Here is a 19,989-nt window from a genome sequence, read left to right on the forward strand (position 1 = left end):
TGGCGAAACTGTTGGTGTCATGGCAAAATTCGCGACTCTTACCAAGGACCAGACCCGCAGTATCAAGCTGCTTGGCATACCTTTGGTCTATGCCCTGCTGCTGCTGGCGGTGCCGCTGGGGGCGATCGTGCTGTTCAGTTTCTGGACGCAGGATTTCATGACGGTCGATACGACCTTTACCACCGCCAATTACCGCGCGATCTGGGAAAGTCCGATTTACGGGTTGTTGTTGCAGCGCTCCTTAATGGTATCGGGGATCGTGACGGCGGTGACGGTGGTGCTGGCCTATCCGGTCGCCTATTTCATCAGCTTCCACGTGCATCCCAGTAAAAAGAGCCTTTGGTTGTTTCTGATCACCATTCCGTTCTGGACCAGCTATCTGATCCGCGTGTTTTTGTGGAAGGTCATTTTGGGCTATAACGGGGTGATCAATTCCGGCCTGCAGCAGCTTGGGATCATTGACGAGCCGCTGACCTTTATCCTTTATAACGTGAACGCGGTGATTATCACGCTGGCCCATGCCTTTGCGCCTTTTGCGATCCTGCCGATCTTCGTTGTTTTGGAAAAGATTGACCGGTCGCTGCTGGAAGCCTCGCAGGACCTTGGCGAATCGAAATTTTCAACGTTTCTGCGGGTGACATTGCCGCTGTCGATGCCCGGCGTTGTGGGCGCGGTTCTGATTGTTTTCATTCCGACAATCGGCGATTACGTCACGCCAGAGCTGATGGGCGGTGCCGGGGGCAAGTTGATTGCGAATATGATCCAGACCCAATTCCTGCAGTTGAATAACGCGCCGCTTGGGGCTGCGCTGGCTATTGTCGCGATGCTGTGCGTTACGGCGATTTCGCTGCTTTTCGTATTCCTGAACCGGAAATATTTGCGGGGACGGACATGAAGTTGCGGGTCTACGCCATTGCCTATCTTGTATTTTTGTATGCCCCGATCGTGCTATTGCCGATTTTTGCATTCAATGATGCGACGATTATCGCCTTTCCATTGTCCGGTTTCACGACGGACTGGTTTGCAGAGCTCACGCAAAGCCGTGCGCTGCATGCGGCAGTCAAAAATTCGCTGATCATTGCGGTTTGCACTGCAGTATTCGCGACCATCCTGGGGCTGTGTGCCGCGCGGGCGGGGTCGATGTCGGACTTTCCAGGCAAAAAGGGCATCACCGGATTTATCATGCTGCCGCTGGTGCTGCCGGAAATTATCGTGGCTGTCGCCTTGCTGGTGATCCTGCGTCAGGTGCTGGGGCTTAGCCTTGGCAACTGGACCATCATCATGGCGCATGTGCTGATCTGCACGCCGTTTTCCATCGCGATCCTGAATGGCGCATTCGGTGCGCTGGATCCCGCGATGGAAGAGGCCGCGCTTGATCTGGGCGAAAACCGTTGGAGCGCGTTTCGCCTGGTGACGCTGCCGCTGGTCATGCCGGGGATCATTTCGTCGATGCTGATTTCTTTTACCATCAGTCTGGATGAATTCATCATCGCGTTCTTCCTGACCGGGTCCAACCCGACCATGCCGGTTTATATCTGGGGCTTGTTGCGGTTTCCCAAATCGCTGCCCGTCATCATGGCGCTGGGGACGATCCTTGTGGCGCTGTCGGTCATCTTGTTGACCATTGCCGAAATATTCCGTCGCCGGGGCGTGCGCCGCGCCGGTGGCACCGATACCGGGGGCTTTTTGTGACCGACCTGATCAAACTGCGCGGCGTAGATAAATACTACGGCGATTATCATGCCTTGCGCGATATCAACCTGACGATCCGGGCGGGGGAGTTTTTCTCTTTGCTGGGGCCGTCGGGCTGCGGCAAGACGACGTTGCTGCGCGTGATTGCGGGGTTTGAGGGGGTGTCGGGCGGCACGGTCATGATTTCCGACAAGGATATGGCCGATGTGCCGCCGAACCAGCGGCCCACCAATATGGTGTTCCAGTCCTATGCGATCTTTCCGCATCTGACGGTTGGGGAAAACGTCGCCTTTGGTCTGCGCAAGTCGGGGATGAGCAAGGCTGACAAGGCCAAAGCTGTCGAAGAGGCGCTGACCATGGTGGGCCTTGCGGGCTATGGCAAGCGGGCGGCCCATGCCATGTCCGGGGGGCAACGGCAGCGCGTTGCGCTGGCGCGGGCACTGATCCTGAAGCCCAAGGTGCTGTTGCTGGACGAGCCTTTATCGGCGCTGGACAAGAAGATGCGCGAACATATGCAGGTGGAACTGATCCGCCTGCAACGGGCTGTGGGTATCACGTTTATTCTGGTCACGCATGATCAGGAAGAGGCGCTGGTCATGTCTGACCGCATCGCCGTCATGTTCGCCGGAGAGATCGGCCAGCTGGCCGATCCAGAGACATTGTACCGCCGTCCCAACTCGCGCCGGGTGGCCGAATTTATTGGCAAGATGAACTTTCTGCCCGGGCAGGTGACGGCGGCGGGTGAGGTGATTACCTTGGATATTGCCGGCTTTGGCGTCACTGATGTGCCAGCGGCGCAGGCCCCCGAAGGCGCGCGGCCGGGCGAAGTGGCCATCGGGATCCGGCCTGAAACGCTGGCGATCCTGTTTGATGGCGAAAAGGCTAGCCGCCACGAAGCGCCTGCTGTCGTGGATGAAGTTGTCTATTACGGCGACATGACCTACTATGATGTGCGCGTGAAGGGGGTGCCTGATCCCCTTACGATCGCGATGAAAAACCTGATTGGCCGCCCTGTCCTGGATGTTGGTGCCCAGACCCGCATCGCTTGGGATGAGCGGGCCATCGTGGTATTCTAGAGCGGCATGGCATAGCGGATCGACAGAACTTCCAGCCCCGGGTTGGTGATGTCCGTATCGGCGTTGGACCGGTGGTCATAGGCCACGGTCACGGTTGCCCCGTTGTCAAAGGCGATGCCGGCGCCAAGGCTGGACCGGAATTGCAGGCTTCCGCCCAGATCAGGGCCGTCGCTTTGAAGATAGATACCGGGCATCAAGGTCGATTCGATAAAGAACGGGCCAGGCAGAAGGTCAGTGCTCGTCCATTTGCCGCCCGCACCGATCCATCCGGCCCCTTCGTCGGTCACGGATGCGCCGATTGTCGTCTGGAACGGCCCGTGCTTTTGCCCCATGTCATAGCCGACATATAATTCCTGACCGATCCGGTCTTCGTTAAAACGCACATCGCCCAATTGGAATGACAGTCGCGCGGGGGCGTCGCTGGGGGCAAGGCATCCGGTGGGGCAATCCGTCAGCGCCATATCCGTCAAGCTGGTGATCACGAAAATTGCGGCGAGTGTACCGTCCATCTGACTGCTCCTGCTGGGTCACGATAAGGTTAACGTTGTTGTGAGCCATCCCGGATCGGCAGGCAAGTCGCATCCCGCCGCGCCTTGATCCAAAGCAGGCGATCAGGCGTCAGGTGGCAAAATACCAAGCCCCCGCAAATAGATGCCAATACCGGTTTCCAGCAGGTCCTGCGGTGGATAAGGGCTTTTTGTGCCCGGGCTGCCACGGGCAAAAAGTTCGACAACGCCGTGGGACAGCGCCCAGATATGGGCCGCGAACATTTGCGGCGGAGGGCGGCGGTCGGCCGGAATATGGCGGGAAAGCTGCAAAGAGGCTTTCTCCATCACGCCCAGCGCGCGCGTGGCGATTTTGTGCAGCGCAGGCGATCGGTTGATCGACACGCCGCTTTCGAACATCGCAACATAATGGCCCGGATTTTCGCGGGCGAAATCCAGATAGGCGGCACCGGTTGCCAGAAAGGCCTGCAGATCCGAAGGGATACCGCTGGCATAGGCGGCTTCCATCCGTTCAGCGAACAGATGATAGCCTTGCAAGGCGGCCTCTGCGATCAGATCGTCGCGGCCTTGGAAATGGCGATAAACGGCAGCGGGGGTCACGCCGGCTTCGCGGGCCGCTTCGGATAGGGTAAAGCCGGTGGGGCCGCGATCTTCGATCAGGCGTAGGCAGGCATCGACCAAGGCCTGCGCCAGATTGCCATGGTGGTAGCCGCGCTTAACCATGATTAAGAGGCGGTGCTCCGGCGATGTTCGGGTCCAGATCGCCGATGGCGGCATCGGATTTGCCGGCATAGGTCAGCGGCAGCAGGACGGACCGGATGGCATTGACCCGGGCGCGGCGTTTGTCGTCGGCGCGGATGACGGTCCAGGGGGCCGCATCCGTATGGGTGCGGTCCAGCGTTTCCGTGATCGCGGCGGTATAGGCGTCCCATTTGCGCAGGCCGTCCACGTCGATCTGGCTAAGCTTCCACTGCTTAAGAGGGTCGCTTTCGCGGTCCAGAAAGCGTTTTAACTGGGTGGCGCGCCCCACGTTCAGCCACAGCTTGAACAGTTTGATGCCGTCGTCGACCAGCAGTTTTTCAAAGGCCGTAACCTGATTGAACCAGGCTTCCCGTTCTGCCGGAGTGCAAAAGCCGAAAACATGTTCGACAACGCCGCGGTTATACCAGCTGCGGTCAAAGAATACGACTTCGCCGGCGGCGGGCAGGTGGGCGATATAACGCTGGAAATACCACTGGGTCGCCTCGACCTCTGTCGGTTTGGACAGGGCGACGACGCGGGCATGGCGCGGGTTCATGTTTTCGCGAAAGCGTTTGATCGTGCCGCCTTTGCCTGCCGCGTCGCGGCCTTCAAACACCACGACGATGCGTTGACCGTCGGATTGGGCCGCCGCCTGCAGCTTGGCCAGTTCGATCTGCAGGTTTTTCAGGGCATCCTCGTAGGCGTCCTTGTCCCAGCGATCCGTGTAGGGAAAACTCGGCTGCAGAATTTCGCCCTTTTTAGCGTCGCGGATAGCGTCGCGCACGGACTGGGTTGCGTGCTGTTCAAAGTAGCGGCTGATGCCGCCGTCGAAAGGTTTGGACATGATATCCTCCGGCTTTGGGGCACTATGGCTGCGGCTTTGCGTCAGCGCAATCCGGCCCGCGCAGCTGCCCGGTCAATGGCGGCAACGGCGGCGGCGGGATCGACGTGGTGCGGCATGTGACCGATACCGTCCATGCGGGTCAGATGGGCTGATGGCACAAGCGCCGCCACCTTGTCAGAGTGGATTTCGATCGGCACCGTCGTATCCGCCGTTCCGTGCAGGATTTCGATCGGCAGCGTCAGATCGGGGTAGCGTTTCGACATTTCGACTGCGTGGGGGCGCAGGGTGTTCACCTGCCGCACATTCGCGCGAAAGGTTTCAGGCCGCAGCGCCAGCGGCGCGCCGATATAGTCGGCATAGCCATCGGGGGCAGGCTGGGGTGCAAAGGTGCCCTCAATCACATCCTCGACCTTGGCGGTGGGCACGAAGGCCGAAATCAGCGGAATTGTCACTGCGCCGCCAAAGGCGCTGGCGTTGATCGTGTAATAGGGGCCCAGATCGCCAGGCCAGGGCATCGCAACCCCCGCAAGGCTGACCATGCCCGCGGCATTTACATCGCTGTCCGTATCCAGCCCCATCAGCGCCCACTGATAGGCAACAATTCCGCCCATGGAATGGCCAACGACGACAGGCCGGGTGATGCCAAGTTGGCTGGCCGCCTCGCGCAGCATGGAGGCTTGCTGCAGCGGGCTTTCGCCTGCGGTGGCCAGCACACCGGTGTCGATGCCGGGAAAGCGGTCGGTGTAGCCAAGGCCGGGGCGGTCAAAGGCGGTGACGCGGTAATGGTCTGTCAGCTTGTCGAAAAGGTCGAATTTAAAATCACGCAGATTGCCGCCTGCGCCGTGGATCAGCACCACATCAGGGCCGTTACCGGCCTGAAGGTAATGCACCTTTGCGCCGCCCTGCACGGTCACGAACTGGCCAATCGGGGGAAAGGCCTGCTCTGCCGCCTTGTCGCGATAGGTTGCCGTGCAACCCGTCAGGACAGCGCCCAGACCAAAGGTCAGGGCGGTCAGGGTCAGCGCTTTAAGTGCCAATTGCATTCAAATCATACTTTGTCGTTTGGTAAATCTCGTTGATCCAATTGCCATATAGAAGGTGGGCGTGACTTCTCCACCTGTTTTGGGGGGCGTTCGCGGGATCGTCATGCGGATAGTAGTTGCAGGGGACGTTGATCGGTGTGCCCGCGGCCACGTCGCGGTCGTATTCCTGCTTAAGCGTGCCGCTGTCGTATTCGAAGTGGTTAAAGACATACAGCGCGCGGTGCTCCGGATCCTCGACCAGACAAGGGCCGGATTCGGCGCTGGTAATCAGAGTGTTCAGGGTTGGGCGCGCGTCGATTTCGCCCTGCTTCATTTCCGTCCAGCGGCTGACCGGCACGACGATATCATCGGAAAATCCCCGCAGATAAGGCGATGCGGGCGCTGTCACGGTGTGGCGGAAGCAGCCAAAGGCCTTGTGGTCCAGCAGATGTTTTTGCACCCCGTGGAAGTGGTTGATCATCGCCATACCGCCCCAGCACACGCCAAAGGTGGAATGAACGTGGGTCTGGGTCCAGGCAAATACCTGTTCCAGCTCTTGCCAATAGGTGACGTCTTGGAACGGCAGGTGTTCGATCGGGGCACCGGTGATGATCAGGCCGTCAAACTTTTCGCCGCTTGCGGCAACCTCTGCAAAGGGGCGATAGAACTCCTCCATATGCTCGGCGGCGGTGTTGCGGGTCTGGTGTTCGCTCATGCGGATCAGACTAAGTTCGATCTGCAGGGGCGTTGCGCCGATCAGGCGGGCAAACTGGTTTTCCGTCTGAATTTTCTTGGGCATCAGGTTCAGCAGCGCGATGCGGAGCGGGCGGATATCCTGCCGGTCGGCGGCATCCTCGGCCAGAACCATGACACCTTCGCGCGACAGCACATCATAGGCGGGCAGGGTAGAGGGCAGTTTGATCGGCATGGCTTTGATCCTTGGTCGCGGGGGATGACAGATAGGTGCGTTAGCCCTGCATCTCAACCCGTTGCAAAGCCTGCGCAACCAAAGTGTCGAAATCAGCGGCCGTGCGCACGGCGCCGATCTCTCCTGCGGGGATCGTCAGGCCCCAGCGCTGCGCCATGGCGCGATAGCGTGGCTGGCGGTGGGCCAGTGCACGGGCATAGGTCCAGCGGATGAAAGCATCGGGATCGACGTCGCCTTCGGTGCAATCGTGTACCCGAAGATAGGTCGACCACGCGTCCAGCAAAAAGCCGGGCTGATAGGACATCGGCTTTGGCGCGGCATCGAAACGGCGCACCAGTTCGGCGGTATGTTCATCAGAGCCTTCGATCCAGATCAGCAGCGTCCGCTGCGCCAGATGCTGCATGACCGGATCGTTTGCGTCATCGGGGTCCACCCATTCGCAGATCGACCCGCCCGTGTCGCAGACGAAATGGGGATAGTTGTAAAGCGAGGTCGCCCGGTCGATGAAATGGCCGGTATCCAGCAGGGCCGCCACCTCTGCCCGGCGGAACTGGTCCTGACGGCGGGTGTATTCGGCAAAGGGCAGGCCGCCCAGCGCAGGGCTGCCGGGTTTGCCAAGATAGGTGGACACAGGGTTCAGGTTATCAAAGGTGATGTTCGACGCGATATAGATACTGTCCGACAGCAGCAGATCGCGCAGAAAGGGCACTTTCATCGCCTCTGCCTTGGCGTTGTCCGCAATCAGCTCGCCCATGTAGCGGGTGCCGATGCGGTAATCGACAGAGTAGTGGAACCAGTCGCCCGTGCGGCGCAGCAGGCTGGCGATATGGGTCTTGCCAAGGCCCGACATGCCAAAGAACAGAACACGTTTTTGCGGGGCCGCCAGCCATGCGGCAGAGGATGTATAAATCATACCGCTTGCCTAAGCCGGAGCGAAGAAATCTTCTACAAGATTTTTGCGGCGTGGAAAATTTTGGCCAGGATTTTCCGAATCTGCCGCGATTAGTAGCCGCGCCAGATCCAGCCGCCGCCCAGAACCCTTGTGCTGTCCGGCTCATAGAATACGCAGGCCTGTCCGGGGCTGACGCCTTCTTCGGCAACCAGCAATTCGACCTCTGCCTCGGTGTCGGACTTGGGATGCAGCACAGCTTCGACAGGTGGTTTGGTGGACCGGACCTTAACCGCAATCTTGCGGCTGCCGCCGGCCAGAAAATCGCCCTGACCCAGCCAGTTGATTTCGCGGATCGGCACGCGGCGGGTCGCCAGCATGTCCTTTGGGCCGACAATCACTTGGCGCGCGTCCACGTCCAGCTTGACCACATACAAAGGATCAGCCAATCCGCCGATCCCCAGCCCGCGCCGCTGGCCGATGGTATAGTGCAGCACGCCGTTGTGCTGGCCCAGAACCGTGCCGTTCACATCGACAATATCGCCCGGCTCTGCCGCGCCGGGGCGCAGTTTTTCGATCACAGCCGCATAGTTGCCGTTCGGAACAAAGCAGATGTCCTGACTGTCGGGTTTGTCGGCCACGGTCAGACCGTATTTTGACGCCAGCGCGCGGGTTTCAGCCTTGCTGTGCAGGTGCCCCAGCGGAAACCGCAGGTAATCCAGCTGCTCTGCTGTGGTCGAGAATAAAAAGTAGCTTTGATCGCGGTTTGCATCGGCGGCCTGATGCAGTTCCGCCCCGTCCGGGCCCATTTTGCGCTGGATATAGTGCCCGGTCGCCATGCAATCGGCGTCAAGTTCGCGCGCGGTCTGCAGCAGGTCCTTGAATTTTACACGTTCATTGCAGCGGATGCAGGGCACGGGGGTTGCGCCAGCCAGATAGCTATCGGCAAATTCGTCGATGACCGCTTCTTTGAACTTGTTTTCGTAATCCAGCACATAGTGCGGGAAACCCATCGCCTCTGCCACGCGGGCGGCGTCCTGAATGTCGCGGCCTGCACAGCACGCGCCTTTTTTCGCCAGCGCAGCGCCATGATCATAAAGCTGCAGCGTGACGCCGACGACGTCGTAGCCTTCACTGGCCAGTTGCGCCGCCACGACAGAACTGTCGACGCCGCCGGACATGGCGACCACAACGCGGGTCTGCGCGCAGGGTTTGGCAAAGCCAAGGGAATTCAGGGGCTGATCAAGCGACATCGCACACCTTTTGGACAGCTTAAGCTAATATATAGGAAAATGCCCGATATACCCAAGTGTCCCGGCTTACCAGTCCTTAAAGAATTTGCGCCACCAAGCAGCACGGGGACGTGGAAAGAGGGTGAAGTATGTATCTTAAGAAAATCGACGGACCGCGGTCCGTGATGCTGCCGGACGGCACAATCATGACCCGCGCCGATTTGCCGCCGGCGCGCACACGGCGCTGGGTCGCCTCGCGCAAGGCGGCCGTCGTTGCAGCAGTGGCGCATGGGCTGATCGACCGCGACTTGGCGTTAAGCACCTATGCGATGTCCAATGACGAATTTGACGAATGGGAAAACGCGGTAAGGCTGCACGGTCGGGACGCGCTAAAGACGACGGCGCTACAACGTTATAGACAACTTAAGGATGAATGATCATAATTTAGTGATCCGGTAACGGAGAGTTAATCATTGGCCGCCAAAGTGACCAGGTCATAACGAAGCGGAGAAGCCCGATGCGTGTACTGTTGGTCGAAGACGATCCTACTACCTCGAAAAGCATCGAATTGATGCTGAGCCATGCGAATTTGAATGTTTATTCCACCGATATGGGGGAAGAAGGCATCGATTTGGCGAAACTGTACGATTACGATCTGATTCTTTTGGATCTGAACCTGCCAGATATGAACGGGCATGAAGTGCTGCGCCAATTGCGTCTGGCGCGAATTGACACGCCTATCCTGATTCTATCGGGCGAGGATGATACCGAAAACAAGCTGAAGGGCTTTGGCTTTGGCGCGGATGATTATCTGACCAAGCCATTCCACCGCGAAGAATTGGTGGCGCGAATTCATGCCATCATTCGCCGTTCCAAAGGTCACGCCCAATCAGTGATCAAGACGGGCAGCATCTGTGTGAATCTGGACGCCAAAACCGTCGACGTCGAAGGCAACACCGTGCATTTGACCGGCAAAGAATACCAGATGCTGGAACTTTTGAGCCTGCGCAAAGGGACCACGCTGACCAAGGAAATGTTTCTGAACCATCTTTATGGCGGCATGGACGAGCCAGAGCTGAAGATTATCGATGTTTTCATCTGCAAGCTGCGCAAGAAGCTGTCGGAAGCCACCGGGGGCGAAAACTTTATCGAAACCGTATGGGGGCGCGGATATGTCTTGCGTGATCCGGATGCACAGATGAACCGGACACCGCCACTCGCCGTAGGCGCGTGAAAGGGGTCGCCCTGCGGTTTTAACAGCGCAAAGGCGGCAGGGCGTCTGGACGTCAGCACGGTGCCGCCTTAGATTTCGGCCGGACCGCATCCGCGGACCAACCCGACCGGAGGCTGCGATATGGCAAGTTCAGAAAACGCAGGCGAAGCTGCGTTGCATGGTGGCGGCGTGGACGAATCCGGCTGGGCAGATCCCGCAACGCTAAGCCCGGAAGAAGCGTCGCAAGAGCTGTCGCGCCTGGCGGCGGCGCTGGAGCAGGCCAATATCGCCTATCATACCGACGATGCGCCGGTCATCAGCGATGCGCAATACGATGCGCTGCGCCGGCGGAACGCCGCGCTGGAGGAAGCCTTTCCCGCATTGAAGCGAGAGGATTCCGCCAGCGACAAGGTGGGCGCGCCGGCGGCTGACGGCTTTGGCAAAATCATCCACGCGCAGCGGATGATGTCCTTGGCCAATGCCTTTAGCGATGCGGATGTTACTGAATTTGATGCAGGAATACGGCGCTATCTTGGGCTGCCGGACGACGCACCCCTGTTTTATACGGCAGAGCCGAAAATCGACGGGCTGTCGTTGTCCCTGCGCTACGAAGGGGGCGTGCTGGTACAGGCCGCCACACGCGGTGACGGGGCAGTGGGCGAAAATGTAACGGCGAACGCAAAGACCATTGCGTCCATTCCGCACAAACTGTCCGGTGCGCCGGACATTCTGGAAGTCCGCGGCGAAGTTTATATGCGCCACGACGATTTTGCGGCTTTGAATGCGCGGCAGGAACAGGCGGGGGCAAAGGTTTTTGCCAATCCCCGCAACGCCGCCGCTGGATCGCTGCGGCAACTTGATCCCGGCATCACTGCCGCCCGCACATTGCACTTCTTTGCCTATGCCTGGGGCGAATTATCTGCCCCCCTGGCCGACACGCAAAGCGGTGCGATCAAAAGGCTTGGCGCTTTGGGCTTTGATGTGAACCCCTTGACGCAGATCTGCGACAGCACGGCACAGATGATTGCGCATTATAACCGGATTGCAGCGGATCGGGCCTCGCTTGGCTATGATATCGACGGCGTGGTCTATAAACTTGACGATCTGGCGTTGCAGCGGCGGTTGGGGTTTCGATCCACAACGCCGCGTTGGGCGATAGCCCATAAATTCCCGGCAGAGCTGGCATGGACGCAGCTTGACGGGATCGACATTCAAGTCGGCCGCACGGGGGCTCTGTCACCGGTTGCGCGGCTGGCCCCGGTGACTGTTGGCGGGGTCGTCGTGTCCAATGCTACCTTGCACAACGAGGATTACATCGCGGGGCGCGCCAGCGATGGCAGCCTGATCCGGGGCGGCCGGGATATTCGCATTGGCGACTGGGTCGAAGTCTATCGTGCGGGCGACGTCATCCCGAAAATACGCGATGTCGATCTAGCGCGCCGGCCTTCGAACGCCGTGCCTTTCGACTTTCCGGTGACATGCCCGGAATGCGGATCCGACGCAGTCCGAGAGGACGGAGACTCTGTCCGCCGGTGTACAGGCGGGTTGATTTGTCCAGCGCAAGCGGTTGAAAAGCTGCGTCATTTCGTCGGGCGCGCCGCCTTCGATATCGAAGGTCTGGGCGCAAAACAGGTAGAATACTTTTTTGCCGACGCCAGCCTGCCCATCCGCGAACCTGCGGATATCTTTAACCTGCAGGCGCGGGACCGGGCGCAACTGACCAAGCTGGCCAACCGCGACGGCTTTGGCGACACAAGCGCCCGCAATCTGTTTCAGGCGATCGAGGACAAGCGCGAAATCCCCCTGAACCGGCTGATTTTTGCCCTTGGGATCCGGCATGTCGGTGAGGTCGCCGCGGCCGACCTTGCGCGGCATTTCAGCACTTGGGACGCCTTGGTGGCCAGTATCGACGCGGCCCGTCCCGCGGCTCGCGCCCATCTGGACGCCGACGCGGCAGAGGTGGCAGAGCGGGCTGCCGCCGCCGATGCGGGGCGACGGGCGCGGATCAAACCTGTGCGCGATGCAGCTTGGCAAGGTGTCGACCCCGCGGCGCAGGCCGCGTGGGACGCGCTTGTCGGAATCGAAGGCATCGGTGCTTCTGTCGCGGTTTCCCTGGTGACAACCTTCCAGCAAGAGGCGGAGCGTGCCTCCATCGACCGCCTTGTTGCGCAGTTGCAGGTGCAGGCCGTCGCCGCGCCGCCCGCATCGGATAGCCCCGTTGCGGGCAAGACCGTGGTCTTTACCGGCACGCTGGAAAAAATGACCCGCGCCGAAGCGAAAGCCCGGGCAGAGGCACTGGGGGCCAAGGTTGCGGGTTCGGTCAGTGCCAAAACCGATCTGCTGGTCGCGGGACCGGGGGCGGGGTCAAAGGCGACAAAGGCGGCAGACCTGGGGATCAAGGTAATTGACGAAGACGACTGGCTGTCTTTGATCGGTGACGCATGACCGGCCGGCCAGAGGTTCTGTTTCCCCTGTTCGGTGCCCTGACCGCGCTGAAAGGGGTCGGTGAAAAAACCGCGCAATTACTGGAACATATGGCCATTACCCGGCCCCGCGATATGCTGTTTACCTTGCCGCAGGGCGGTATCGACCGGCAGCTGCGGGGCAGCATCCGTGACGTGGTTCCACCCTGCACAGTGACTGTCGCGGTGACCATCGGCGCGCATCAGGTCCCCGCTAGCAAGAACCGGCCGTACCGCGTGACCGTGACCGATCGCGACACGAGTTTTCAACTTGTGTACTTTCACGCCCGCGGGGACTTCTTGCAACGTCTGCTGCCAGAGGGTGAGCGGCGCATCGTCTCTGGCCGGATCGAATTATTTGACGGGGTTGGGCAGATGGCGCATCCCGATCATGTCGTCGCAGTGGATGCGGCAGCAGAGATTCCCGCGTTCGAACCGGTCTACCCGCTGACGGCTGGCGTGACGCAAAAGCTGATGTATCGCGCCACGCGCGGTGCTTTGGACCTGGCGCCGCCGCTGGCAGAGTGGATCGACGGCCCGCTTTTGGCACGTGAAGGTTGGCCCGACTGGAAATCGGCCTTGCAGGCTGCCCATGCGCCGCAAAATACAAACGATCTGTCAGCGCTTGTCGTGGCGCGGGTGCGTCTGGCCTATGATGAGCTTTTTGCCCATCAACTGACCCTTGCCTTGGCGCGCCAGCAAATGCGGCGCAAACCGGGGCGGGCGACGGCCGGAACCGGTGTGTTGCAGAACCGGGTCCTTGAGGCGCTGCCCTATCAACCGACTGTGGCGCAAAGCCGGTCTGTCGCCGAAATCGCTGCCGATTTGGCGGCCTCGCACCGGATGAACCGCTTGCTGCAAGGCGATGTTGGTTCCGGTAAAACACTTGTGGCCTTGATGGCGCTGCTGATCGCGGTCGAAGGGGGCGGGCAGGGCGTCATGATGGCCCCCACCGAAATTCTGGCGCGGCAACATCTGGAAGGTTTGCAGCCTTTGGCCGCCTTGGCCGGCGTCCGGTTAGAGATTTTGACAGGCCGCGACAAAGGCAAGGATCGCGTGGCGAAGCTGGCCGCCTTGGCCGCGGGAGAGATACAGATCCTTGTTGGCACCCATGCGGTGTTTCAAAAAGACGTGCATTTCCATGATCTTCGCCTTGCCGTTGTGGACGAACAACACCGCTTTGGTGTGGCGCAGCGGATGGAGCTGGGGGCCAAGGGGCAGGCGGTCGACGTGCTGGTGATGACCGCAACGCCTATCCCGCGATCGCTTAGCCTGGCCCAGTTCGGGGAAATGGATCTGTCGGTTCTGGACGAAAAGCCGCCCGGCCGCACGCCCGTCACCACGGCGCTTGTCAGCACCGACCGCGTTGACGAGGTGATTGCAAAACTGCGCGGCGCGATTGCCGAAGGGCGGCAAGCCTATTGGGTTTGCCCGCTGGTCGAAGAGTCAGAGACCATGGATATGACCGCTGCCGATCAGCGGTTCAAAACCCTGCGCGCGGCCTTTGGCGAAGGCGTCGTCGGGTTGGTTCACGGCCAGATGCCGCCTGCAGAAAAGGACAGCGCCATGGCGCGTTTCGCGGCCGGTGATACCAAGGTCCTAGTCGCCACCACGGTGATCGAAGTCGGGGTTAATGTGCCCAATGCCTCAATCATGGTGATTGAACGGGCCGAGAGTTTTGGTCTGGCCCAGTTGCACCAGCTGCGCGGCCGGGTTGGACGGGGGGCCGCCGCATCGACCTGCCTGTTGCTGTATCAAGCCCCGATGAGCGAGACAGCCCAGCGGCGGCTTGCAATCCTGCGCGAGACGGAAGACGGGTTTCGCATTGCCGAAGAGGATCTGGCCATTCGCGGTGCCGGCGACATGATCGGCACAGCGCAGTCCGGCTTGCCGCGCTTTCGAATCGCAGATCTGGAACGGCAGGCCGCTTTGATGGAATTGGCGCAATCCGACGCTCGCGCCTTGCTGGCAACGGACCCGGGGCTGGAAAGCCCCCGCGGCAAGGCAACACGGGTGTTGCTTTGGCTTATGGAACAGGATCGGGCGATCCGTTTAATATCAGTCGGTTAGGGTCAATAGGAACACTTTGTTCGCAAATGTTCTTAAAAAGTTCTTTACACGCGGTTAATGAAGTGGAACAAAGAGGCAACAACAGGTTAACCAAAGGAGAGACCCAATGGCCAAGGACATCAAGACCGCGATCCACCGCAGCCGCGATACCATCCTGGCTGACGCAATCGGGCTCGCTTCGCTGGTTGTCATGTTGTTTGCCGGATTATCACTGCCTGCGATGATCTGATCTGTTTGCGCCCCGGTGGCCTAGCGTTTTGCCTGTCCCACACGTCAGACGCTGACTGCCTGTCCTGAGCTTGATCAAGGGTTGCCTGCCCCGATCATCGCCGCCGGGATGCATCACTTACCGCCGCCACCTGCCCGGGTGAGCGGCGGTTTTTTTATGCCGGATCGCAGGTGCCGGATCAGGCGGCTGCTGTGGCCTCGTCCAGGGCGGCCAGCGTGGCGTCAAAGGCCAGCATGATCGACGCATGGCGGTTTTTGTAATCCCGCGCGGGTTCCAGAACCGCAAGCCCGTCAAAGGGCGCAGCGGGGACGGGACCGCCAGCGGTCAGCATTGCATAGAGCTGATCGCGCCCTGTCTGCACTGTGCTGCGGTCCAACCCGACAACAGCATCGCCCACGACAGAGGCAGCGGCCTGACCCAGCGCGCAGGCCTTTACGTCCTGCCCGAAGGCTGCAATGCGGCCGTCCTGAAGCGCCACATCCACCGTCACAGTCGATCCGCACAGCGGAGAGCGTTTGCGCGCCGTGCCGTCGGGGGCATCAAGGCGGGCGGTATGGGGGATCTGCGCAGCCAGCGCCAGAATGCGCGTGGAATACAGTTTGATCATGTCAGTCTCGGCGCTCACCGGTTTGCCCTTTCGCTGGTTGCCCCATAGATAGGGCGCAACAGATGTTTTGGAAAGGTGACGCCCATGTCCTTTGACCCCGCCAGCCTGCGGTTTAACGACGCCGGCCTGATTCCCGTCATCGCGCAGGACGCGCAGTCGGGCGAAGTCCTGATGCTGGCCTGGATGAACGCAGAGGCGATCACGCGCACACTGGACACAGGCGATGTGACCTATTGGTCCCGCTCGCGGGCCGAATTCTGGGTCAAGGGTGCGACATCGGGTAATGTGCAAAAGCTGGTGGAGTTCCGCCTGGACTGCGACCGTGATTGCCTGTTGGTCGAGGTCGATCAGACCGGGCCTGCCTGCCATACCGGGCGGCGGTCCTGTTTTTATACCAAGGTCGAGGCCGGCGAAGAAGTCATCACTGACGCCCCGATAGAAAGCTAAGATCGCCTGCCGCGGGCGCGTCGATGGCTAAAGGCGAAGGTCCGGGGGGGGACGCAGGCGGGTTGCCATCCTGCAGGCGGGGTATGAGTTTATTTAGCCAGATGAAAGGGGAAGCCCGACCATCCGGCGGATGTCAGCGGGGGTTGCGCCGTCCGCACGATAGGTGGCGATGGCGCGGGCGTCATCGCGTTTGGCCAGGCGTTTGCCCGCATCGTCGCGGATCAGGCGGTGGTGGTGATAGGCGGGCGTTGGTATCTGCAGCAGATGTTGCAGCAGGACATGGATCGGTGTCGCCTCGTGCAGGTCGGCGCCGCGCACGACGTCAGTGATCTGCTGCGCCGCGTCGTCGATCACGACAGACAGATGATAGGATGTGCCCATGTCGCGGCGGCACAGGACGACGTCACCGATATCGTCTAACATGTGTTTCGGGCTCATGCCGTAAAATGTTTTACTGTTAACGGCTTGCAAGGACTTTCTCATGTCGAGGCGCAGTGCGGTGTCTTGCGGACGCGGGCCGGTGCGGGGCCGGCCTCGGCAGGTGCCGGGATAGATAATGCCATCGGGGCCCATGGCCGCGCCTTCTTGGGGGGCGCTGGCGGCCGCCAGAATATCGCGGCGATTGCAGCTGCAAGGATAAAGCAGGCCGCGCGTCCAAAGGGTATCGAGCGCGGCGGCGTAGGTGGGTAAGCGGTCCGACTGGCGCATCACCGGAGTGGGCCATGCCAGGCCCAGCCAGGCGAGGTCATCGTATATTTGCGATTCCCATTCCGGTCGGGCGCGAGATTGGTCGATATCTTCGATCCGTAGCAGGAACGTGCCGCCCGCCGCCCGCGCCATGTCATGCGCATAAAGCGCGGAGTAAGCGTGGCCCAAGTGTAGCGGGCCAGTGGGCGACGGGGCGAAGCGGGTGATCAAGCGGGCACGGTTTCCGTCTGGACAAGCCAAGCGGTCCAGTCCTGTTTTGCGCGGTCGGTATAGGCCTTGTAGCGTTCCTTGCGCCCGCGACGTCCGCCTTTGATGCCGGTGCCTTCAAGCGGGGGGAAGAGACCGAAGTTGACGTTCATCGGCTGGAAGGTTTTCGCATCCGCGCCGCCGGTGATATGCGTGACAAGCGCACCCATCGCCGTGGTGTTCGGCACGGGCGGAAGGTCAATGCCATGCGCCTGCGCAATTGCAAGGCGGGCGGCTAGCAAGCCCATGGCGGCGCTTTCGACGTAGCCTTCGACGCCGGTGATCTGGCCGGCAAAGCGGATGTTGGGCTGGGATTTCAGCCGCATCTGCCCGTCCAGAAGCGTCGGAGAATTGATGAATGTGTTCCGGTGAATGCCGCCCAGGCGGGCAAATTCCGCATCTTCCAGGCCGGGAATCATTTTAAAAACAGCCTTTTGCGCGCCGTACTTCATCTTGGTCTGGAAGCCGACGATGTTGTAAAGCGTCCCTAGCGCGTTGTCGCGGCGCAGCTGCACGACGGCATAGGCCTTGGTATCCGGATCATGCGCGTTGGTCAGGCCGACCGGTTTCATCGGGCCAAAGCGCAGCGTTTCGCGGCCGCGTTCCGCCATGACCTCGATCGGCAGGCAGCCATCGAAATAGCCTGCGGTCTCGCCTTCTTTGAACTCTGTCTTTTCGGCGGCCAGAAGCGCGTCGATAAAGGCTTCGTATTGGTCCTTGGTCATAGGACAGTTCAGGTAGGCGGTGCGCTCGTCCTCCGTTTCCCCCTTATCGTAGCGCGATTGCATCCAGGCCACGTCCATATTCACTGTCTCGGCGTAGACAATGGGCGCGATGGCGTCGAAAAACGCCAGCTGGTCTGCACCTGTCTTGGCGCGGATCGCCTCTGCCAAGGTGCCAGAGGTCAGCGGACCGGTGGCAATGATCCATTGGCCGTCGGTCAGAAGCTCTGTTATTTCTTCGTAAGAGACGGTGATATTCGGGTGCGCCTTGAGTGCGGCCGTCACGCTGGCGGCAAAGGGGTCACGGTCCACAGCCAGGGCACCGCCGGCGGGCAGGCGGTGCTGCGCCGCGGTTCGCATGATCAGCCCGTTGGCCGCGCGCATTTCCCAATGCAGCAGGCCGACGGCATTTTGTTCATGATCGTCCGACCGGAACGAGTTGGAGCAAACCATTTCCCCCAGATCGCCGGTGCGATGGGCAAAGGTTTCCACCTTGGGCCGCATTTCATGAATGGTAACGGTCAGGCCCGCGTTTGCGGCCTGCCAAGCGGCCTCTGATCCGGCCATGCCGCCGCCGACGATGTGCAAATGATGTGTCATGCCCGCGATGTAGGACACCGCGGGCCGATTTGCAAAGGGTCAGAAGCCGGGAAGGACTTCGAAAACGCTGCGGTTGTCAAAGGTGGTGCCGCGCGCCGCGCCGAATGCGACCTTGGCCCCGATGGTGAAAAAGCCGACGGCATCGGAATCGCCATCGAAATTACCGGAAATCCGGCCGATTTGCGTATAGAACTGCGGTCCGGCTGCCATCTGGTATTCAGCGCCAATCGAAGCTTGGGCCAGGCGGGCATCGTCGATGTCGATCAGGTCGACATTGCCGATGACGGAAAAGCCGGAACGCAAATCATAGCTGCCGTCAAAGCCCAGCATGGTGCCTTCGTCTTCGACCCGGCCGATATAGCCGCCCACATCGCCGCCCATAAATTCGGTGCCGCCTTCGATGCCGAACAGATGCGCGCCTTCATCCTCGATCGAGTCGTAGCCGTAGAAGCCACCGACAGAGGCGATAGAAGACAGCTGATAGGTGCCATGCAGCGTGACGTTGGTGGCGGTGGTGCTGATGTTGTCAGGCTTGTAGGCCGCCGCGTTCACCGACATGCTGAAGGTGCGCATAAAGCCGTATTCCAGACCGCCGGAATAGGTGGTGCCGCCGAAATCGCTACCGTCAAGCGGTGCGTTGTATTCGATGCCAAGGTCACCGCCGGTGACGCCTTGGGCGGATGCGGAAAAGGGAAGAGCCGCCAAAAGGATGGCGACCGGGACTGCACGATTGATCATGTCTCTGCCTCGTTGTTATTTTGCTGAGGCTTTTTGCCCCTTGGGCGCAAAAATACGGGCAATGTCGAATTTGTGCAAGTTCGGTCATGCCGGTCAGGGGTGCCCGGCATGACCTGTGGCGCAAAGGCGTCAGAAGCCGGTCAGCGTATGGGCGGAATCCCGCGCGCCGAATGTCGCGCCGCGTTCCGCACCAAAGGTGTAGGTCGCACCGATATTGGCATAGGTCACACCTTCGGACAGACCGCCCAGATCGACGTTCAGACGGCCGATTTCTGCGGACAGGCCAATGTTGTTGCCAAGGTCGGCAGCCACACCGGCACCGAAGCGGTCATAGGACAGGGCATCGGTAAAGTGGATCTGGTCATAGCGGCCCATGACAGTGAACATTTCAGTCACGTCATAGCCAACCTGCACGCCAGCCTGGTTCAATTCGAAATCACCGATGATCGCGCCGGCTTCGGCCAGTTCGGTGCCCGCATAGGCGTCGCCCAGATCGACAGAAGAGATGCCAAAGTAGCCTTCGACTTTCAGTTGCTGTGCCTCGTATCCGCCTTCGACGCCGTAGAATTTCAGGTCGTCCCCGTCAGAGGATTCCTGGCCGTAATACATGCCGAAGGATGCAAATTCGTTCGCGTGGTAAATGGCATGGCCGGTGAATGCGATGGTGTCGCTGCTGAACAGGCCCAGATCGGTGTCGCTATAGCTTAGGTCGCCCTGCAGGGCGAAAACGCGGTCGAACCCGATTTCGCCGCTGGCCGCCAGGTTGTAGCCGGACACGTCCAAATCGCTGTTGGTCAAGCCGCCATAAGTCGCTGTGACGTCGCCGCCGGTCAGGGATTGGGATGCTGCCGCCGTGGCCACAACACAAAAGCCGGCCGAAAGCATGGCCTTGAAAATATTAGTCATTAGAACCCTCAATTAAAGGGCGACTCGTTCGTGGTCGCCTTCTGCTTGGGGTAGAGAAGACGGGGCGGAAGGTGAATTGCTCGCATTAACGATTTGTTAACAATTCACCTG

At 60.2% G+C, this 19,989-nt stretch carries 21 protein-coding genes; 9 read left to right on the forward strand and 12 right to left on the reverse strand.

Features of this window, described 5'->3' with window-relative positions; genetic code table 11:
* Positions 1-19 precede the first annotated feature (19 nt).
* From SJY10_RS08690 to SJY10_RS08700, 3 genes are read left to right on the forward strand one after another with little or no spacing between them, the layout of a single operon-like run.
* Positions 20-895, forward strand: coding sequence for an ABC transporter permease (locus SJY10_RS08690; RefSeq protein ID WP_386681607.1), 876 nt, complete (start codon positions 20-22; stop codon positions 893-895).
* Complete coding sequence (locus tag SJY10_RS08695; protein WP_386681609.1) at positions 892-1,692, forward strand: ABC transporter permease; 801 nt, start codon at positions 892-894, stop codon at positions 1,690-1,692. The genes SJY10_RS08690 and SJY10_RS08695 overlap by 4 nt, the downstream gene beginning before the upstream one ends.
* Positions 1,689-2,768, forward strand: coding sequence for an ABC transporter ATP-binding protein (locus tag SJY10_RS08700; protein ID WP_386681611.1), 1,080 nt, complete (start codon positions 1,689-1,691; stop codon positions 2,766-2,768). The genes SJY10_RS08695 and SJY10_RS08700 overlap by 4 nt, the downstream gene beginning before the upstream one ends.
* Here SJY10_RS08700 and SJY10_RS08705 read toward each other — a convergent pair.
* The 7 genes from SJY10_RS08705 to mnmA form a co-directional block, all read right to left on the reverse strand.
* A complete protein-coding gene (locus tag SJY10_RS08705) occupies positions 2,765-3,277 on the reverse strand; it encodes an acyloxyacyl hydrolase (protein WP_386681612.1) in 513 nt (170 codons plus the stop codon). The genes SJY10_RS08700 and SJY10_RS08705 overlap by 4 nt on opposite strands.
* A gap of 102 nt (positions 3,278-3,379) precedes the next feature.
* Positions 3,380-3,997 carry a TetR/AcrR family transcriptional regulator gene (locus tag SJY10_RS08710; RefSeq protein WP_386681614.1) on the reverse strand — a complete coding sequence of 206 codons (618 nt, stop codon included), beginning with the start codon at positions 3,995-3,997 and terminating at the stop codon, positions 3,380-3,382.
* Positions 3,990-4,859, reverse strand: a complete 870-nt coding sequence (ppk2, locus tag SJY10_RS08715; protein ID WP_386681615.1) for a polyphosphate kinase 2 — start codon at positions 4,857-4,859, stop codon at positions 3,990-3,992. The genes SJY10_RS08710 and ppk2 overlap by 8 nt, the downstream gene beginning before the upstream one ends.
* 41 nt (positions 4,860-4,900) lie before the next feature.
* Positions 4,901-5,902, reverse strand: a complete 1,002-nt coding sequence (locus SJY10_RS08720; RefSeq protein WP_386681617.1) for an alpha/beta fold hydrolase — start codon at positions 5,900-5,902, stop codon at positions 4,901-4,903.
* Positions 5,886-6,809, reverse strand: coding sequence for a homoserine O-succinyltransferase (gene metA / locus SJY10_RS08725; protein WP_386681619.1), 924 nt, complete (start codon positions 6,807-6,809; stop codon positions 5,886-5,888). Before metA ends, SJY10_RS08720 begins: the two co-directional genes overlap by 17 nt.
* Before the next feature lie 40 nt (positions 6,810-6,849).
* Complete coding sequence (locus SJY10_RS08730) at positions 6,850-7,722, reverse strand: ATPase (protein WP_386681621.1); 873 nt, start codon at positions 7,720-7,722, stop codon at positions 6,850-6,852.
* An 89-nt stretch (positions 7,723-7,811) separates the two neighbouring features.
* Complete coding sequence (mnmA, locus tag SJY10_RS08735) at positions 7,812-8,951, reverse strand: tRNA 2-thiouridine(34) synthase MnmA (protein WP_386681623.1); 1,140 nt, start codon at positions 8,949-8,951, stop codon at positions 7,812-7,814.
* Between the two features lie 128 nt (positions 8,952-9,079).
* Between mnmA and SJY10_RS08740 the strand changes: the two genes are divergently transcribed.
* From SJY10_RS08740 to SJY10_RS08760, 5 genes are all read left to right on the forward strand, one after another.
* A complete protein-coding gene (locus SJY10_RS08740) occupies positions 9,080-9,367 on the forward strand; it encodes a DUF1153 domain-containing protein (RefSeq protein WP_386681625.1) in 288 nt (95 codons plus the stop codon).
* Between the two features lie 80 nt (positions 9,368-9,447).
* Entirely contained in the window at positions 9,448-10,164 is a 717-nt protein-coding gene (gene ctrA / locus SJY10_RS08745) for a response regulator transcription factor CtrA (protein WP_386681626.1), read from the forward strand.
* Positions 10,165-10,284: 120 nt separating this feature from the next.
* Positions 10,285-12,588 carry an NAD-dependent DNA ligase LigA gene (ligA, locus tag SJY10_RS08750; protein WP_386681628.1) on the forward strand — a complete coding sequence of 768 codons (2,304 nt, stop codon included), beginning with the start codon at positions 10,285-10,287 and terminating at the stop codon, positions 12,586-12,588.
* Positions 12,585-14,675 (forward strand): ATP-dependent DNA helicase RecG, encoded by a 2,091-nt coding sequence (gene recG / locus SJY10_RS08755; protein WP_386681630.1) that lies wholly within the window; start codon positions 12,585-12,587, stop codon positions 14,673-14,675. The genes ligA and recG overlap by 4 nt, the downstream gene beginning before the upstream one ends.
* A 106-nt stretch (positions 14,676-14,781) precedes the next feature.
* Entirely contained in the window at positions 14,782-14,904 is a 123-nt protein-coding gene (locus SJY10_RS08760) for a hypothetical protein (protein ID WP_386681632.1), read from the forward strand.
* Positions 14,905-15,082: 178 nt separating this feature from the next.
* Here the strand turns inward: SJY10_RS08760 and SJY10_RS08765 are convergent, their stop codons facing one another.
* Complete coding sequence (locus SJY10_RS08765; protein WP_386681634.1) at positions 15,083-15,529, reverse strand: iron-sulfur cluster assembly scaffold protein; 447 nt, start codon at positions 15,527-15,529, stop codon at positions 15,083-15,085.
* A 66-nt stretch (positions 15,530-15,595) separates the two neighbouring features.
* Here SJY10_RS08765 and hisI point away from each other — a divergent pair, with 66 nt between their 5' ends.
* Positions 15,596-15,958 carry a phosphoribosyl-AMP cyclohydrolase gene (gene hisI, locus SJY10_RS08770; protein WP_386681636.1) on the forward strand — a complete coding sequence of 121 codons (363 nt, stop codon included), beginning with the start codon at positions 15,596-15,598 and terminating at the stop codon, positions 15,956-15,958.
* A 93-nt stretch (positions 15,959-16,051) separates the two neighbouring features.
* Here hisI and gluQRS read toward each other — a convergent pair whose 3' ends face one another.
* From gluQRS to SJY10_RS08790, 4 genes are all read right to left on the reverse strand, one after another.
* Positions 16,052-16,876 (reverse strand): tRNA glutamyl-Q(34) synthetase GluQRS, encoded by an 825-nt coding sequence (gene gluQRS, locus SJY10_RS08775; RefSeq protein WP_386681638.1) that lies wholly within the window; start codon positions 16,874-16,876, stop codon positions 16,052-16,054.
* Positions 16,873-18,234 (reverse strand): methylenetetrahydrofolate--tRNA-(uracil(54)-C(5))-methyltransferase (FADH(2)-oxidizing) TrmFO, encoded by a 1,362-nt coding sequence (gene trmFO, locus SJY10_RS08780; protein WP_386681640.1) that lies wholly within the window; start codon positions 18,232-18,234, stop codon positions 16,873-16,875. The genes gluQRS and trmFO overlap by 4 nt, the downstream gene beginning before the upstream one ends.
* Before the next feature lie 39 nt (positions 18,235-18,273).
* Positions 18,274-18,972, reverse strand: a complete 699-nt coding sequence (locus tag SJY10_RS08785; protein WP_386681642.1) for a hypothetical protein — start codon at positions 18,970-18,972, stop codon at positions 18,274-18,276.
* Positions 18,973-19,101: 129 nt separating this feature from the next.
* Positions 19,102-19,878 carry a hypothetical protein gene (locus tag SJY10_RS08790; protein WP_386681644.1) on the reverse strand — a complete coding sequence of 259 codons (777 nt, stop codon included), beginning with the start codon at positions 19,876-19,878 and terminating at the stop codon, positions 19,102-19,104.
* Positions 19,879-19,989 lie beyond the last annotated feature (111 nt).

The organism is Loktanella sp. R86503 (assembly GCF_042466455.1).
Lineage (GTDB): Bacteria > Pseudomonadota > Alphaproteobacteria > Rhodobacterales > Rhodobacteraceae > Loktanella.